This is a genomic window from Clostridium punense (assembly GCF_017874425.1).
Classification (GTDB): Bacteria; Bacillota; Clostridia; order Clostridiales; family Clostridiaceae; genus Clostridium_J; species Clostridium_J punense.
Window position 1 is genome coordinate 166,950 of sequence record NZ_JAGGLL010000003.1, and the last position, 17,518, is coordinate 184,467.

A 17,518-nucleotide genomic window follows, 5' to 3' on the forward strand; every position below is an offset into this window, starting at 1 on the left:
AGCTTTTTATTTTAATAAATTTTACTTACAGGGAGATTGATATGTCTAATACAAGATTAGCAAAGGCAGCTAGCGTAATAATGGTCATGACTCTTGTTAATAAAGCCGTGGGCTTTCTAAGAGACTCATTAGTTGCAAGTACCTTTGGAACTACTTATCAAACAGACGCCTATAACATGGCAATGCAAATATGTGATGTGCTATTTATTATGATTGCACTTGCAATTAGTACTACATTTATACCTATGCTTAGTGAAGTTCAGTCTAGAAAAGGTAAAGAAGAGATGTTTAACTTCGCTAATAATATATTAAATATATTGATGGGTATTTCTCTTTTGCTAATTACTTTTAGTTATATTTTCGCACCACAAATAGTAAGAGTTATTGCACCATTATTTAAAGGAGAAACTTATTTATTAGCTGTACAATTAACAAAAATTAGTGTAATAAGCCTAGTGTTCCTTATAATTAATGCTGCATATACTGCTATCTTACAAACTTTAGATGACTTTTTAGGACCTGCTATTGTAGGTATACTCCTAAACTTACCAATAATTATATATATAATCATTGGTGCTAAAGGAGGAGTAATTGGGCTCACTGTGGTAACTGTAGTTGGTATGGCTTTAAGAGCACTAGCACAAATTCCTTTTTTAATAAGACATGGCTTTAAATTTAAACCAATTTTTGATATAACTGATAAAAGAGTTAGAAAAATGCTTTCTTTAATATTGCCTGTAATTATTGGTGCTAGTGCTAATCAGGTGAATAGATTGGTAAATAATGCTCTTGGATCAGGACTGCCGGCTGGAAGTATTGCAGCTTTGGGTTTTGGAGACAGGGTATCAGATGTATTTTACTCTACTTTTGCAGTAGCTATAGTTACAGTAGTCTTTCCAACTCTTGCAAGAAGTATCAATGATAATGATATGGAAGGATTTAAGAAATACATTGTATCTTCAATAAATAATATATTTCTTATAATGATTCCCTGTACAATTGGTGTTTTAATCTTAAGTGTTCCTATTATAACAATTCTCTTTAAAAGGGGTATTTTTGATGACAGGTCTGTAGCAATGACTTCAAGTGTTTTAGTTTTTTATGCATTAGGACTTCCTTTTTATAGTGTAAGAGATGTGTTTAATAGGGCTCTTTATGCTATGCAAGATACAAAAACATCAACCTTAAATGGTATAATAGCAGTTTTACTTAATATTATTTTAAATTTAATCTTAGTACGAGTTATTGGACTTAATGGCTTAGCTTTATCTTCTTCTATTGCAGCAGCAATTTGTGCCTTTTTATTATTTAAAAGCCTAGATAAAAAAATTCATGGAATAGATAAAAAGTCGATAATTAAAACTACTTTAAAAGTTTTGGTTGCATCTGTAATTATGGGAGTATTAGTTCACATTACATATACTGCTTCTTATAATATATTAGGAGGAACAGTGGGTATACTATTAGGCTTAATTATCTCCGCAGTATCAGGAGTTTCAGTTTACGCTATAGCGCTTAAAGTACTTAAAGTAGAAGAGTTTAACATAGTTTACGATTTAGTAAAAAGAAAGTTTTTAAGGTAGACTTATAAAAAAAATGAGAATCTTATGTAATATAAAAGCAATGTACAATGGAGAATTTACATCTCTATTATGCATTGCTTTATTTATAAATATTACCTTAACATAGTACTCTAATTATAAGTAAGTAATCTCTACAATTTTGCCTAGGGATTTTAAAATTTCAACTAATTCTTTTACAACCTTCATTTTAAGGTTAAATTCACTAGGAAATAGAGGGTTTTGATGAGCTGGGTTTACAGCCTGACCAACCCATATGTGAATATGGCTTCCATCTTCAATCAACATTCTACTAAGTTTAGTAGCTCCATCATTGCCTTCAATAGGGGAGGGGAGCTTCTTATTTTTCCTCTCTTCTAAGTAAATTGATAAAATATCTTTAGTCTTATTTAGAGTCAGTAATCCTTCTGTTAATAAGTCAATGCCCTCCATATAACCCATTGGTGGTACTTCGGGATTATAGTTTTCCATATCTATAGTTATAGGTTTTTTTAGGGCAGAGGACACAATATTAGCAGTGGTTCCACCACATAGCACTTTCTTGCCTACGCAATTTTTGATAGCATTAATTAATATAGTGTCATCTTCTTTCTTTTTAGGTGGGCCTGTAAAGATATTTAAATACTCAGCTTTTTTCAATTTGATTGTTACTACGGTGGTGTCATCTCCTGGCTTGTCATCGTATAAGTTTTTACATACTTCTAATAAATGTCTACAGATATTTTCTGAAGTTTTTTCTTTATTTACTAGATTTTTTAGGAAGTCATTAATATGTTCCCATTGCCAACCTAGATTTAACAATTGACCTACACCAGCATGTACAGCACCATCACTTACGATAGTAAGCATATCATTTTCTCCCATATAAAAATTAGTTTCGTAAATTACTTTGTTATTTATTTGTCTTTCTTTTTTAAAAAGACTTCCTTCTCTTCCGCCTCTGTAAAAAAATACTGGGGGATTATCATATTCTACCATATAAACTTCACCATTATTTCTAATGTTAAGTATTGTAAAAGTAGAGTAGGCAAGTTTTCTTACCTGACACTCTGGGAGAGTATTTGTTATTGTATCAATAGTTTCCTCTATGGTAGCACCTTCTTTTAACATAGTTATTGCAATCTTCGAGGTTAATGTTGCTAAAATGTTAGCCTTTACACCGCTGCCAAGACCATCAGACATTACTACAATAAGGCCATCTTCTGTGGTAACTACTTCTACATTGTCTCCACAAAGCTCTTCACCAAACTTATTTAAACTAAAATTTGCGACATCTATATAATATGTTTTCATACTTCCTTTTCCTCTTGTAAAACTTTTTTTAACTTCATCAAGGCCACCTTAGTTTCAGCGGTGGTTTCACCAAGGAGACTTGCAATTTCTTGTGCTACTCTCATTTGTTTATCTATAATGCTTTGAGTTACATCTAATGCATTATGTTTTAATTCTGAAAGTTGTAATTTTCTTTTTTCTTCATCCGTAATATCTGTATATATAACAAGTAGACTTGAATGTTTCTCCATGTAAATAATACTTCTATAGGCATGATAGTTATATTCGCTATAAAACACCTTTTCTTTAATCATGCTTTGCTTAGACTTTGCTACTAATTCAAAGTCCTTGTCCTGAATTATGCTAGAAATAGGCTTATCCTTAAGTTGTTCTTTAGCCATGGAAAAAAGTTTTTCACCAATTGGGTTTACTTCTTTAATTTTTAGATTTGTATCTAGAAATAGTATTACGTTTGGTGAGTGAGTAAAAATTTCATTTGTTGTTCTCTCAGCCATGCTTCTCATGTAAGGAACACACATTTCTATTTGAGACATTCCTTGAGATACTGCTATAGCCTTTTCATAGCAAGTATTATATCCACAAGCACCGCAGTTTAACTCATCTTCTTTGTCATATTTGCCCATTTTATTCAAGATTTCATATATTTCTTCTTCGCTTGGCTTATGAAGTTGCATGGATTTATTTTTAAAACTCCTATACAAAGGCTTCTTTACTTCTAGGTTATAGTTTGTACCTTTTTCTTTAACAGCCTTAATTCCATTTTGAATCCTTTGAATTCTGGTATATACACTTTCATTGGAAGTTGATCCCCCTGGCCCACCAAGACAACTCTCATTACAAGCACTTAACTCTACACACACCTTAGTTAGATTACCTTTTTTTAGTTCTTCTAAGAGAGTCTTACAATTATCTATGCCATGTACTCTTATGGAATCTAAATTTTTACTTTTTAGAGTAGGGGAGATAGCTTTTAAAATTCCACCTACAACGGGGTAATAATCACCACGTACAGAGCCTGCATAATCCATTACATTATCTTCACAAGAATTATAATCTATATCTTCTTCCTTTAACCACTTTACAATTTCATCAAAGGTAAGCACTGCATCTATAATACCCATATTTTCTTCAGATAAAGCCTCACATTTTTTAGAAATGCATGGACCGATAAACACTATATAGGGATTATCATATCTTTCTCTAATGCTAACCGCATGAGCAACCATAGGAGACACAATTGGAATTACACTAGGAATTAATTCTGGGTAATATTTTTCTATGAGCATCATAACAGAAGGACAGCAACTTGTTAAAAATTCTGTTTTATCACTAGAAGTGATTATTTTCTCATACTCACGGGATACTAACTCCGCTCCAATTGAAACTTCCTCAACATAAGAAAATCCAAGTTCATAAAGTGCGGTTACAACTTTTGAGGAATATTTAAAGAAGCCTCTGAATGCAGGTGCTATCTGTGCGATAACCTTTCTATTATTTTTAATAGCTTCTTTTACGATGTCTACATCCGATAGGACATTTCTAGCATTCTGAGGACATACTACGAGACATTGTCCGCAAGCTACACAGCGATTTTCTATAATTTGAGCTTGGTCATTTTTAACTTCTATAGCTTTAACATTGCAAGTTCTTACACATTTGTAACAGTTTTTACAGTTTGCTGAGGAGAAATTCATTACTTGCATTATTCCACCTTCTTCTTTATATAAGTATTAAAGAATTCGTCTACATTATTAAAGTCAACCCCAAATATATCTGTTTCATCAATTTCAACAGAAACAGCATTGGTGCAATGTCCTAAACAAAAGGCTGCTTTTAATTCAACTTTATCCTTTAGGTTATTTAATTCAATTAATTCTTTTATCCGATTTATTACTTTATGGGATCCTTTTACATAACATGCACTACCAACACAAACTTTTACTACCATAACTCACCATCCCCTTTATGAAACTATAATTAAATTATAGAATTTTGTTAAAGTTTAGTCAATTATAAGTGGAGTAAAAATGAAAGTTAAATAAGAAAAACACTGCACAAGCATTATGCTTCCGCAGTGTTTTAAAAACATATTACGCACCTTCGTTTAAAAATCTATATTGTGCCATATAAAGATTATAGTAGAATCCTTTTCTTCTAATTAGCTCATCATGAGTTCCTGCTTCAATAATAGTACCATTATCAATAACCATAATCTTATCACAGTCTCTAATGGTTGAAAGTCTATGAGCTATTACAAATGATGTTCTTCCATGAAGTAATTTGTTAATACCCTTTTGAACCAAAATCTCAGTGGCGGTATCAATATTAGAGGTTGCCTCATCTAATATTAATATCCTTGGATTAGCCAGTAAAGCTCTTGCAAAAGAAATGAGTTGACGTTGTCCTACTGAAAGTCTAGATCCTCTTTCATTTACTTGAGTATCATAACCATTTTCTAATTGCATTATAAATTCATGGGCATTAACAGCTTTAGCAGCCTCAATAATTTCTTCCTCAGTAGCATCTAACTTACCGTATCTTATATTTTCTTTAATAGTATCAGAAAATAAAAATGTATCTTGAAGCATGATCCCCATTTGGCTTCTTAGTGAGTTAAGATTAACATCTTTTACATTTTTACCATCAATCAATACTTCTCCCTTGTTAGTATCATAAAACCTACTAACTAAACTTGTAATCGTAGTTTTTCCTGCCCCCGTTGGCCCAACCAAGGCAATGGTTTCGCCAGGTTTTATTTTGAAACTAACATTATGAAGTACAGGTATATGCTTTTCATAACCAAAAGTAACATTTTTAAATTCTACAGTACCTTTAATTAAAGGCATTATCTCATTTGATTCTAAGTCCTCAATGTCTGGATTAATATCCATAATCTCAAATATTCTTTCTGCTGCTGCGAAGTTTGTTATTAAAGTATTATAGAAAGACGCTATATTCAAAATAGGCCTCCAAAACATACCAGAATACGATATAAATGCAGCAATAGTACCAATAGTTACACTACCAGTCTGTGAAAGTTTAGCTCCGTACCAAAAGATTAATATAGAGCTAAGTCCCCAAGAAAAGTCCACAATTGGCCAAAAAAAATCGTTATAGAATACCGCATTAACAAAGGAATCCATTAGATCATTCACTGAGTTCTTAAAGCTCTTAGAAATTTCTTTTTCATAAGTGAAATTTTGAATAATTCTAATACCTGAAAAGGACTCATGGGTAAAACCATTCAAATTAGAACGTTTTTGTCTATAAACTTGCCACTTTGAGCGTATAAATACCTGTAATCCAAATAAAGCCACAAACAGCAATGGGAGTACAGTTATAGAAATAAGTGCAAGACTAGGATTTAAATAAAACATTATTGCCGCCACTGATATAATAGTTAAAGTTTGTGGTATTAAAGTAGTTACAGCATTTGAAAATAGTTCTGAAAGAGAGTTTACGTCTCCAACAACTCTAGCAAGTATCTTTCCTACAGGTCTGTCATCAAAGAAGGAAAAAGATAGTTTTTGTATATGAACATAAAGTTCTTGTCTTATATTTAACAATATATTATTAGTAATTTTATTCATTTGTAGTATAGATGCTCTTTGCGAATACATACTTACAATATTTAAAGCTAATAAAACACCACTAATTACTAACATCCCAACAATGTTTTTTGTATCAATGTAGTTATCAATAGCAATTTGAAGAATCATTGGACTTAATAATCCACTAATCATGATAACTATCATCAAAAGCAATATAAATATAACTTTTATCTTAAAAGGTCTAAGGTAACTTATTAATCTTAAAAATATTTCTTTATTTTTTAAAGATATTACTTTTTCATCTTGTTTTACTGTGTTCTTTGCCAATTAGGACACCTCCTCTTCACTTAGTGATAAAAAGTCTTTAAATTGAGTCCTGTAAATTTCATAGTATTTACCTTGTTGTTCTAGTAAGCTATTATGATTTCCTACCTCGACAATTTCACCATCTTCCATGTAAATAATTATATCAGCATTTTTAACAGCTGAAATTCTATGAGCAATAATAAAGGTAGTAACTTTTTTATCACTGTGGTACAAATTATTTAAAAGTTCATACTCTGTCTCCATATCCAGGGCAGAAGTAGAGTCATCTAATATTAGTATAGAGCAGTCGCGAATTAAAGCTCTCGCTATGCATAGCCTTTGTTTTTGTCCTCCAGAAAGCCCAACACCTCTTTCACCAATTAAAGTATCATAACCTTCTTCCAACTCGTTGATAAATTCTTCAGCACAAGCTGTTGCACATGCTTCTTTGATTTCATCTAAAGTAGCGTCAGCCTTACCGTATCTAATATTATTTTCAATAGTATCTGAAAACAAGAAGGAGTCTTGGGGAACAATAGATACAGATTTTCTAAGAGTAGTTAAGTCAATATCTTTAATATCCACTCCATCAATCTTTAAACTTCCTTTGAATATATCATAATTTCTATTAATAAGACTAATTAAGGAAGATTTACCTGATCCTGTTGTACCCATTATAGCAACTGTACTTCCAGCTTTAATGTCTAAATTGATGTTTTTAAGCACTGGTTTTTCTTTATAACTAAAGAATACTTGTTCAAAGCTAATATTTCCTTCGATATTCTCTAAATTAATTGGATTATTACTATTTTTAACTGCTGGTTTAACCTCAAGGATTTTTTCTATCTTTTTTGCAGAAGCACTACTTTGAGATAGTAAGCTTATAAGCCATCCAAGCATTCTCATTGGCCATATTAAGAGCCATAGGTAGTTGATGAAGGCAAGAAGAGTTCCTACCGTCATTGAACCCTTGATTACTAAAATACCGCCAAAGCAAGTAACAAGTACTATTGATAAGTTGCCTAGAAATTCTTCAATGGGATAGAATTTTCCCCATACTTTTGCACGTTCCATATTTAAGTCAAAATTCTTACTGTTAAATTTTAAAAACTTTAATATTTCATGCTTTTCTCTTGCAAAAGCCTTTACTAATTTAACACCAGCAATATTTTCTTGAGCAGTAGTGTTAAGTTGTGCAGTATGATCACTAATTTTCTCAAAAACTTTATCAAGATGCTTTTCAAGTTTTATTGTAATAAATGCAATCACCGGCATTGTAATTAGTGCAATAACAGTTAGAAGTAAATTTATTCTAATGAGTAAAATGGATGCTAAAAGGAAATAAACTATATTTTCAATAAATAGTCTAAGTCCAAAGCCTAGAACCATCCAAATATTATCTACATCTTCTCCAACTCTTGACATAAGCTCTCCAGTGTTCATATCATCGAAATAAGAGAAAGATAAACTTTCAATATGGTTAAAAACCTTTTGCTTTAATTCTTTTGCAACTTTTGACGCAAGAAAATCAAAAAGAAATTCCTTTAGATAGCCAAAAATAAACTTTACTAAAGTTATACCTGCTATACCTAGAAGGACTGTAGATAATAAGTTGTATTGTCCATTCATAATAATATCGTCAGTAAAGACTTTAATTAAATATGGATTAATTAAGTCTACTGCAATAACAATAATCATAGACAAAGTACCTAAAAAGGTTAGTAGTTTGTGATTCTTAGTGTAGCTTAAAATTCTTTTCATAATATTCGCCCCCTTAGTGTGCTGCTACCCTACAATAAAAAGCCATAATCCAACAACCACAAGGTTAGGATTATGGCTTAATTCATATATACATAAAAAGACCTAGGGTATTACCCTAGGTCTAGACATGCAAAATAAAAAGCTTTTTAAAAACCTAAATTTTGAGGCAGGGTAAGATAATCGAATCTATTGAATTGTGATAAATTGGTATTAAGATTTATATTTAACATTTTCCTACCTCCTAAAATTACTTGATAAATTCACCATAATTATATTATAGCTTTGGCTAACAAAATATGTCAACAATTATTTTGTAATTTTTTGAAATTTCTTTATAGAGAAGCAACTTCAAGTATATGCACTTCTTTGATGAAATACTTTCTCACCAAAAATCAAAATAAGTTCAAGAGAATATTTAAATAAGAGGTTTTAGCAATTGAAACGATTTATGTATTTATGAACACATTGATTTTTAAGGTTGTTTATCTATATAATAGAATAAATGTATTGAACTATCACTAGGAAATGAAATTTATCAACTTTAACTTAGTTTAAAAATATAAAAGGAGGATATTATGAAATTATTTTTTTTGTCAGACATTCATGGTTCTTATAAATATGCAAAACAAGGAGTAGAGGCCTTTTTTAAGGAGAAAGCTGACTATTTGATTATTTTAGGGGATATCTTATATCATGGACCACGAAATCCACTCCCTGAAGAGTATAATCCAAAAGAAGTTATAAGGTTACTAAATGATATTAAGGAAAAGATTATTAGTGTTAGAGGAAATTGTGACAGCGAGGTAGACTCAATGGTTTTGGATTTTCCTATAATGGCAGACTATGCCTTTATACTCCACAATAATAGAAAAATTTTCGCAACTCACGGTCATTTACATAATGAGGATAATTTACCTAGCTTATGCTCAGAGGATATATTAATCCACGGACACACCCATGTACCTATGGCAAAACAAGTGGAAAACATTTTCATATTCAACCCTGGATCTGTATCTCTTCCAAAAGAAAATCATCCTAATACATATGGAATTATTGAAGAGAATAAATTCTTTATCAAAACTCTTGATGGCAAAATTTATATGGAATTTGATATTTAAGCATAAATGTAAAATAGAGTGACTTTTTTAGCCACTCTATTTCCTTTTAAATAAATATAAAACCTATTATATAATATAAGCAAAATTTATAATGCTAACTAATCTTCATTTAGCATACTAAAAACATAAGTAAACCTAGTTGCATGCTCTTGCTCATCTGTTATAATTTCGAAAAGCATATCTCTTAGGCCAATGTTTGGAAGCATAGATTGAATTTTTCTATATAACTCAACCGCTGCTAATTCTCCATTTATACTTGTTTCTACCGCATCAATTAATTCATCATATTCTTCAACTTCAGGAATTGGAATATCAATTTGTTTTCCAGTTAATTGATAAAAAATGTACTGGAACATCTTATAGTGTTTTCCTTCATCTTCATAAGCGAATCTAATTTGTTCCTTGATCTTGTCCTTTTTAGTCATATCCATCATCATTTTATACTTAACTCGGTCATGTCTTTCATCCTTCATTGCCTCAATGATTAAGTCAATTAAGTTTTTTGAAGTGTTCATATCATCCTTTATATCTCTGTAATTTTGTTGATACACAGGGTTTCCTCCTAAAAATTACTTTTGCATTAAAAGCATTACACTATATTATATGGTTTTTAAAAATATTTGTGACCAGTTAAAATATCATAATATAATTTATGTTAATAGGTAAAAGTTTGTAATTATATAATAAAAACTCGTTTGAATTATTAACAATAACGACGTTCATATTAAATTAAACCTTGGTATAAAAACAACAATTTTCCATAGAAATTTTAGCAACTATTGCTGATAAAAAATAGAGTTTTGTAGCATACTTTTATTAACTGTAAATTTAAATTTACATATTTATGAATTTAATTTCGATTATGTTTTAACCTATAAAAATCTATAATTTATGCGTAAAAATAGTTATAGTAAACTAGATTTTTAATTATTAAAGTTGGTATCTCTACAAGGTAAAGGAGTGTGCGTTTATGATATTTTTCAGAAAGCTGAAACCTAAGAGTAAGAACAGTAAGTTTCTTTTAGCCATTATATGTTCTTTATTAATTATCATGGGAAGGTCTTTTGAAGTACTTGCCATTGATGAAGCTACAAAAGAAGAAGTAACAAAAGCAGTAAATGAAATTTTTCAAAAAAGAAATAAAGCCATTTTAAAAGGTGATGCTGAAATCATTGATTCAATATATGACACTAAGTCAAAGTATGGAACTTGGGCAATGGAGCACGAAAAAAAGAAAATGAAGTACTTACATAATTGGGAAGGGAAGCAGGGAGTAAAATTTGTTGATATTATACCCAATACAGTAATAAGGTATATTAAAGGTTCAGAAGGAAAATATTCAGTAAATCTACTATGTTCAACTGAATATAAATATAGCTATGATAATCAGCCAGATATTATAAATAGCTCACGAATTGGAACTTATCATATACTAAATTTGAATAATACCTCTGGTGAATGGATCATCACAAAGGAGTGGTATACAGACCCTTTTGCTGATTCCTTAGACCTTGATAACATTAAAACTGACTCTTTTAAAGAATTTATCCTAAGCCAAAGCACGAGAGACCTGTCTACAATTAAAGAAAGAAGATTGAAAGCTGTAGAGTATGCACAAAAGTATTGTGGGGCTGCTTCAGAAGAACAATATGGTTATAAATATAATAAATCCTATAGAGACTACAACCCCCAAGGAGGAGATTGTGCGAATTTTGCTTCTCAAATTTTATTTGAAGGTGGCAAATTTAGAAAAAATGGTGCTTGGAATTATGATAAAAGTGGGGCAACAAGAGCATGGTTAAACGCTGATGGTTTTAAAAGTTATATGGTAAATAGCGGCAGGGCATCTGTTATTGCCTATGGAAGTTATGACAAAGTATTTAAAGCGTCTTACAAACTTCTTCCTGGAGATTTTGTTGCCTATGAGAAAAAAGGAGATATAACTCATATTTCTGTAGTAACTGGTGCTGACTCCAACGGATATTCCTTAGTGAGCTGCCATAATACAGATAGATATAATGTTCCTTGGGATTTAGGGTGGAGCGATAAAAAGATTAAGTTTTGGCTTGTAAGAGTCCACTTTTAAAATTGATCTAAGTAAACTATTTACTTATAATTTAGGAGGTTTTATTATGAAGAATTCTGCTAGTAAAGACCAAATGATGATGGTTGCTGTAAATTGTTCTGGTTATGATCCTACCAGTAACAATATTGTTAGTTCAATCGGTGCAGATACATGCAAAAGCTGTGATAATTGCCACCATTGGGAAAATCATAAGTGCAATATTAACTTATTTGATCCAGTATTAACTAGTATTGACCAAGTGTAACTTCAAATGTAAAAAACCTTCTTCATAGAATTAATTTGTGAAGAAGGTTTTATTTTGAGCTGTATCTTAAAATTATCACATAGACTATTAAGTTTATTAATGAAACTACGAGTATGAGCACTAAATAGTTTGGGTGAAAAATTTAACCCTACATTGAATGTTTTGATATTATTAAATAAATGTAGCTAGTAATCATAGTTATTAATATCAGTCCAATATCTACTATAATCTTTTTATATAGCTTCTTCATTATCATCATCTATCTCCTTGATGCTAATAGCTTTAATATATAATATGAAATACATTATATATTGGCATAATGTAAATATAAGAAACTATAGTACTTTGAATTTATAACTTTAATAGTGGCAAACTTGCTTTATGTCATAGCCTAATTTCTTAAACTCACTATTAAGAAATTCTACTTTCTTAACTTTAATCTTAATTACGCTTAATAAGTTACTCATAGTCCACTTATTAACATTTTTCTGCTTCAATACTTCCTGATAAACCTCGCTTTTAGGCGATATAATATAAGCTACTCCTGATATTTGCATACCCCTTAAAGTATTAAAGTTTGTATAATCATCATATATAGATAGAGATATTTTATTACTTTGAAGATTGTTAAAGAATTCAATTCCCTCCTCAGAGTAGATGTAAATATATTCATCCTTATATATATACTCAATAGGAGTGGAAGGGTTGCTATCTTTGCTTGAGGTACAAATACTTGCTACTGACCTTCTACTTATAAAGTCTTCAATAAACCTTTTAAGTGATTGTTCATCTAACTGTGAATTATATTTTTCTATCCTGGTTTTAATTTCTAATCCATACTTGCAGACTTCACTTATTTTTTTATTAATATATCTATAATCTACCAGATTGTGATTAATTACTTTTTCTATTGTGGATTTAATCCATGTATAATCATTCAAATTATTATCGAAGGTAAAGAGAAATAGCTTTTTTTTCTTAAATTTATCTTTGTAATAATTTAACATATTTAAAAAATCTAAATTCTTTTGTTCATAACTCATATCCAAATATATTAACATAATATTGTAGTTTTCATAGCTCTCACTAAAATCTCTTGTTGATATGCATTCGCATCTTTCAAAAATAAATGAGAGCTTCTCGATATATTCTAAAGTATTTTCTTCTGCATTATTATACAGAATTAATAATTTATCCATGATACATCTCCTCACTTCTACTATTCTTATTAGAAAATAACATAAATTACCAATGTGTGCATTAATAAATTTAATACTGATTACTACACTTTCAAACACATATCACCATAGCTTGTACATTAAATTTAAAAATTTTACTAAAAAATCATAAAAGTACTAGGTTTTTGTCAATTATCACAGAATTATTTTTCTAGATATATTCAAGTTAAATGGTAAAATTTAGATATAATATACTTTCTACTGTTTTTAGTAACACTTTATTTAAGCAAGGAGTGCAAAGCTATGATAACATGTGCTATTTTAACAATTAGTGATAAAGGGGCTTCAGGTGAAAGAAAGGATTTAACAGGTTTTGCTGTTAAACAAGCTCTACCTATGAAGGATTATATCGTTGAATACTATAAGATAATTCCTGATGAAATAGATTTAATTGAAAAGGAACTTATATATCTATGTGATGAGGCTAAAGTAAATCTAATACTGACTAATGGTGGGACAGGTTTTTCTAAAAGAGATGTAACTCCAGAAGCAACTGATAGAGTAATAACTAAAAAGGTTCCAGGAATTACAGAAGCCATGAGAGCAAAATCATTAGTGATAACTCCTAAAGCAATGTTATCTAGAGCAACCTCAGGTATAAGAAATAATACTTTAATAATTAATTTACCAGGCAGTCCCAAAGGTGCAGTTGAAAATTTAGAGGCTATAATTCCGGCTTTAAAGCATGGCATAGAAATTTTAATTGGCAATGCCTTTGAATGTGCTACCTAGAGGAGGAGAATTGCAATGTTAGATAAATTAGGAAGAAATATAAACTATATTAGAGTATCTTTAACAGAAAAATGTAATTTGCGATGTATTTATTGTATGCCGAGAGATATGTGTGTTGAGGATAATAAAGATTATTTAGAAAATGAAGATATCAATAAAGTGTTAAAAGCTGCCTCTATACTAGGTGTTAAGAAAGTTAGGTTTACAGGTGGAGAGCCACTAATAGTAAAGGATATAGAAAAAATAATATCTGAAACTTCAACACTTGCTAATATAGATGATATAGCTATAACCACTAATGGTATGCTTTTGGCAGACATGGCTAAATCTTTAAAGAGGAGTGGATTGAAAAGAGTTAATGTGAGTTTAGATACGCTTAATAAGGACAAGTTTAAATTTATAACTCAACGGGGTAGTTTAGACAGGGTTGAGAATGCAATTAATCAATGTTTGTCCTTAAATCTAGAGCTGAAAATAAATACAGTTCTAATAAATGGAATAAATGATGATGAGGTTGAGGATTTAATTAAACTTACAAAAAATTTGCCTATAACCTTAAGATTTATAGAGCTTATGCCCATAGGTGAGGGAGAAAAGTTTTACAAAAATGGGTTAATAACTTCGGCGGAAATTATTAAAAGGTATGGTGAATTAAAGCCAATAAATTCATTAGATAAAGGGGTAGCACAACTTTATAAACTACCAAACTCAATAGGAAAGGTAGGTTTCATCAGTCCTATAAGCTGTAAGTTTTGTCATAACTGTAATAGAGTAAGGCTTTCATGCAAAGGGTTAATTAAGCCGTGTTTGCATTCAAAGGATGAGATAGACTTAAAGCCCTATCTAAATAATGATTTAGGTCTTGTATCAGTATTAAGAGATAGTATATATAATAAGCCAAAGGAGCATACCCTGGTATCTGATGCAGAAAGTATGAGTAAAAAATTAATGTATCAAATAGGAGGATAATTATATGGAGCTCACACATATAAATATAGATGGAAGAGCAAAGATGGTTAATATAGAAGGAAAGGAAATAACTGTAAGAACAGCTGTGGCTTACTCTGAAGTGAATATGAATTCCGGTACCTTAGAAAAGATACATGAAGGATTAATTGGAAAGGGTGATGTGTTAGCTGTGGCTCAAGTGGCTGGAATTATGGCTTGTAAGAATACTTCATCCATTATACCTATGTGCCATCCTTTGGTGATTACTGGATGTGATATTTCTTTTGAATTGGATTTTTTGAGATCTAAAATTAGTATAAAAGCCATTGTAACTACTGAAGGGAAAACAGGAGTAGAAATGGAAGCATTAACTGCAGTAACTGCAGCTTCTTTAACGATATATGACATGTGCAAAGCAATTGATAAAGAAATTACAATCAACAATATAATGCTTTTAAGTAAAACTGGTGGCAAGTCAGGAGTTTTTGAAAGGAGTTAAGATTATGGGTAGGGTTTTGTCAGTAAATATCAGCGAAAAGAAAGGTACTATTAAGACAGCAATTAGTGAAGGTAATTTTTTAGAAAGTTATGGTCTTATTAATGATGCTCATAGTGGTTCTTGGCATCGACAGGTATCTCTTTTGGCTATAGAAAGTATAAATAAAATGAAACAAATTAGTTTGTCTTCAAACAATTCAACATTTGGTTTGTTTGCAGAAAATTTAACAACAGAAGGTATAGTACTTTATGAGTTGCCTATTGGAACAAAACTTACTATAGGTGAAACCATTATGGAAGTTACCCAAATAGGTAAAGAGTGCCATCAAGGTTGTGAAATAAAAAATCTCATTGGAAGTTGTATAATGCCTCATGAAGGAATTTTTGCAAAAGTTATAAAAGGAGGATATATTAAACCAGGAGATAATATCAAAATAATTTAAGTTTTAAATATTATAGCCATAGGAAACAGGTATCTAGATTTTCTGTCTTCTATGGCTTTAATAATATTTAAAGCTTATATGTATAAGGAAAACGTAGATTATTCTTTTAGCAATTACTTTTCCCCTTGAATAAGATTAGTGAAGCCTTAATGAAGGAAATTTTTCAAATATTTACTAGTAGTTAATATTTTTATTTGCTATAATAAGATTATAAATATTATTAATCTTTATAATCCTAAATCATATATAAATATTATTATGAAGATTAAAATTGTGGGGTGATGAATGTGGGATTAAACTGGATATGGTTTGCACTGGTGTTGTTTGTTCTATTAGTAGACTTTTTAACAAGCAACTTTACTTATTCATGGTTAGCATTAGGATTTATACCTGCCTTTTTCCTAGGATTTTACGTAGGCTTTGAAATCCAAGTGGTTGTTGCTTTGGTTATTGGTGTTATATCATTATTTTATGGGCTTAAGGTTTCAAAGAAATACATCAAAACCAATATTATCCAAGAAAAGTTATTACTTGGTAAGTATGAGGGGCAAGAATTTGTAGCACCAGAAACAATAGAAAAAGAAACCAGAATCAAAATAAATGAAGTTTTTTGGGCTGTGAAAAACATAGGAGAAACAATTAATAAGGGTGATTCCTTTAAAGTATTAGAAGTGAAAGACAATAAATTAATAGTTAAAAAGGGAGATGTTTAATATGCCATTTGTTGGATTATTAGTAGTATTAGCACTTGTATTAGTACTAATCATTGCTTCTGTGAAGGTTGTCAATACAGGTTATGTTTATGTTTTAGAAAGATTTGGTCAATTTTATAAAGTTTTAGAGCCAGGTTGGCATCTAACAATTCCATTTGCTGACTTTGTTAGAAAAAGAGTATCAATGAAACAACAAATACTTGATATACCACCGCAAAATGTTATTACTAAAGATAACGTTAAAATATCAGTTGACAATGTTATCTTTTATCAGGTTTTAAGTGCAAAGGATGCAGTATATAACATTGAAAACTATGTTTCAGGTATAATGTATTCTACAGTTACTAATATGAGAAATATATTAGGGGATATGAGCTTAGATGAAGTTTTAGCTGGAAGAGATAGAATAAACTCAAAGCTTTTAGAAATTGTGGATAATGTAACTGATGCTTATGGAATTAAAATCTTATCAGTAGAAATTAAAAATATTGTTCCACCAGCAGAAATTCAAGATGCTATGGAAAAACAAATGAAGGCAGAAAGAAGCAAAAGAGCAGCAATTCTTAATGCTGAAGGAGAAAGACAAAGTGCTATTGAAAGAGCTGAAGGAGAGAAACAATCAAAAATTCTTCAAGCTGAAGCTGAAAAAGAGGCTAATATTAGACGTGCAGAAGGACTTAGAGAATCTCAACTTCTTGAAGCAGAAGGTAAAGCAAAAGCTATTGACATAATTGCTCAAGCTGAAGCTCTCGCTATAGATAAAGTTAACAGAGCTATAATTGAGTCAGGTACAAATGAAGTTGTAGTAGCTTTGAAACAAGTAGAAGCTCTAAAAGAATTATCTAAGAATCCAGCAAACAAACTAATCTTACCAGTTGATACACTTTCATCACTAGGAAGTATATCTGCAATAGCAGAAACATTAAAAATGAATAAATAATAAAAGGGGACGGCCACGCCGTCTCCTTTTTGTTTCATAAGAAGTTATTCTAATAATAATCACACTT

The 17,518-nt window shown here is 30.4% G+C and carries 17 protein-coding genes; 10 read left to right on the top strand and 7 right to left on the bottom strand.

Translation table 11 applies throughout. The features are described from left to right. The first annotated feature begins 41 nt into the window (after positions 1-41). Positions 42-1,583: a murein biosynthesis integral membrane protein MurJ gene (gene murJ / locus J2Z44_RS02905; protein ID WP_021281440.1), complete on the top strand. Its 1,542-nt coding sequence runs from the start codon at positions 42-44 to the stop codon at positions 1,581-1,583. 114 nt (positions 1,584-1,697) lie between these two features. On the opposite strand, the gene J2Z44_RS02910 is transcribed toward murJ, so the two are convergent. The 5 genes from J2Z44_RS02910 to J2Z44_RS02930 form a co-directional block, all read right to left on the bottom strand. Next, entirely contained in the window at positions 1,698-2,873 is a 1,176-nt protein-coding gene (locus tag J2Z44_RS02910; RefSeq protein ID WP_021281441.1) for a SpoIIE family protein phosphatase, read from the bottom strand. Further along, on the bottom strand, positions 2,870-4,576 hold the full coding sequence (locus J2Z44_RS02915) for a [Fe-Fe] hydrogenase large subunit C-terminal domain-containing protein (RefSeq protein ID WP_021281442.1): 1,707 nt from the start codon (positions 4,574-4,576) through the stop codon (positions 2,870-2,872). The genes J2Z44_RS02910 and J2Z44_RS02915 overlap by 4 nt, the downstream gene beginning before the upstream one ends. After that, entirely contained in the window at positions 4,576-4,821 is a 246-nt protein-coding gene (locus tag J2Z44_RS02920) for a (2Fe-2S) ferredoxin domain-containing protein (protein WP_021281443.1), read from the bottom strand. Before J2Z44_RS02920 ends, J2Z44_RS02915 begins: the two co-directional genes overlap by 1 nt. Before the next feature lie 142 nt (positions 4,822-4,963). Further along, entirely contained in the window at positions 4,964-6,751 is a 1,788-nt protein-coding gene (locus J2Z44_RS02925) for an ABC transporter ATP-binding protein (RefSeq protein WP_021281444.1), read from the bottom strand. After that, positions 6,752-8,491 (bottom strand): ABC transporter ATP-binding protein, encoded by a 1,740-nt coding sequence (locus J2Z44_RS02930; RefSeq protein WP_021281445.1) that lies wholly within the window; start codon positions 8,489-8,491, stop codon positions 6,752-6,754. 575 nt (positions 8,492-9,066) lie between these two features. Here J2Z44_RS02930 and yfcE point away from each other — a divergent pair. Continuing rightward, complete coding sequence (gene yfcE, locus J2Z44_RS02935) at positions 9,067-9,609, top strand: phosphodiesterase (protein WP_021281446.1); 543 nt, start codon at positions 9,067-9,069, stop codon at positions 9,607-9,609. A gap of 98 nt (positions 9,610-9,707) precedes the next feature. On the opposite strand, the gene J2Z44_RS02940 is transcribed toward yfcE, so the two are convergent. Further along, on the bottom strand, positions 9,708-10,160 hold the full coding sequence (locus J2Z44_RS02940) for a ferritin-like domain-containing protein (RefSeq protein ID WP_021281447.1): 453 nt from the start codon (positions 10,158-10,160) through the stop codon (positions 9,708-9,710). 419 nt (positions 10,161-10,579) lie between these two features. Here J2Z44_RS02940 and J2Z44_RS02945 point away from each other — a divergent pair, with 419 nt between their 5' ends. Together J2Z44_RS02945 and J2Z44_RS02950 are read left to right on the top strand one after the other, a co-directional pair. Next, positions 10,580-11,695 carry an amidase domain-containing protein gene (locus tag J2Z44_RS02945; RefSeq protein WP_021281448.1) on the top strand — a complete coding sequence of 372 codons (1,116 nt, stop codon included), beginning with the start codon at positions 10,580-10,582 and terminating at the stop codon, positions 11,693-11,695. A 46-nt stretch (positions 11,696-11,741) separates the two neighbouring features. After that, complete coding sequence (locus tag J2Z44_RS02950) at positions 11,742-11,939, top strand: hypothetical protein (RefSeq protein ID WP_021281449.1); 198 nt, start codon at positions 11,742-11,744, stop codon at positions 11,937-11,939. Positions 11,940-12,298: 359 nt separating this feature from the next. Here the strand turns inward: J2Z44_RS02950 and J2Z44_RS02955 are convergent, their stop codons facing one another. Next, positions 12,299-13,138: a pyridoxamine 5'-phosphate oxidase family protein gene (locus J2Z44_RS02955; RefSeq protein ID WP_209649326.1), complete on the bottom strand. Its 840-nt coding sequence runs from the start codon at positions 13,136-13,138 to the stop codon at positions 12,299-12,301. 282 nt (positions 13,139-13,420) lie between these two features. On the opposite strand from J2Z44_RS02955, the gene J2Z44_RS02960 reads away from it, so the two are divergent. From J2Z44_RS02960 to J2Z44_RS02985, 6 genes are all read left to right on the top strand, one after another. Next, positions 13,421-13,909, top strand: coding sequence for a MogA/MoaB family molybdenum cofactor biosynthesis protein (locus J2Z44_RS02960; RefSeq protein WP_021281453.1), 489 nt, complete (start codon positions 13,421-13,423; stop codon positions 13,907-13,909). A 15-nt stretch (positions 13,910-13,924) separates the two neighbouring features. Beyond that, positions 13,925-14,878, top strand: coding sequence for a GTP 3',8-cyclase MoaA (gene moaA / locus J2Z44_RS02965; RefSeq protein ID WP_021281454.1), 954 nt, complete (start codon positions 13,925-13,927; stop codon positions 14,876-14,878). A 4-nt stretch (positions 14,879-14,882) separates the two neighbouring features. After that, positions 14,883-15,356: a cyclic pyranopterin monophosphate synthase MoaC gene (moaC, locus tag J2Z44_RS02970; protein WP_021281455.1), complete on the top strand. Its 474-nt coding sequence runs from the start codon at positions 14,883-14,885 to the stop codon at positions 15,354-15,356. A 4-nt stretch (positions 15,357-15,360) separates the two neighbouring features. Beyond that, positions 15,361-15,798, top strand: a complete 438-nt coding sequence (locus tag J2Z44_RS02975; RefSeq protein WP_021281456.1) for an MOSC domain-containing protein — start codon at positions 15,361-15,363, stop codon at positions 15,796-15,798. 287 nt (positions 15,799-16,085) lie between these two features. Then, positions 16,086-16,511, top strand: a complete 426-nt coding sequence (locus J2Z44_RS02980; protein WP_021281457.1) for an NfeD family protein — start codon at positions 16,086-16,088, stop codon at positions 16,509-16,511. Continuing rightward, a complete protein-coding gene (locus J2Z44_RS02985; RefSeq protein WP_031270904.1) occupies positions 16,504-17,451 on the top strand; it encodes an SPFH domain-containing protein in 948 nt (315 codons plus the stop codon). The genes J2Z44_RS02980 and J2Z44_RS02985 overlap by 8 nt, the downstream gene beginning before the upstream one ends. The last annotated feature ends 67 nt before the right edge of the window (positions 17,452-17,518 follow it).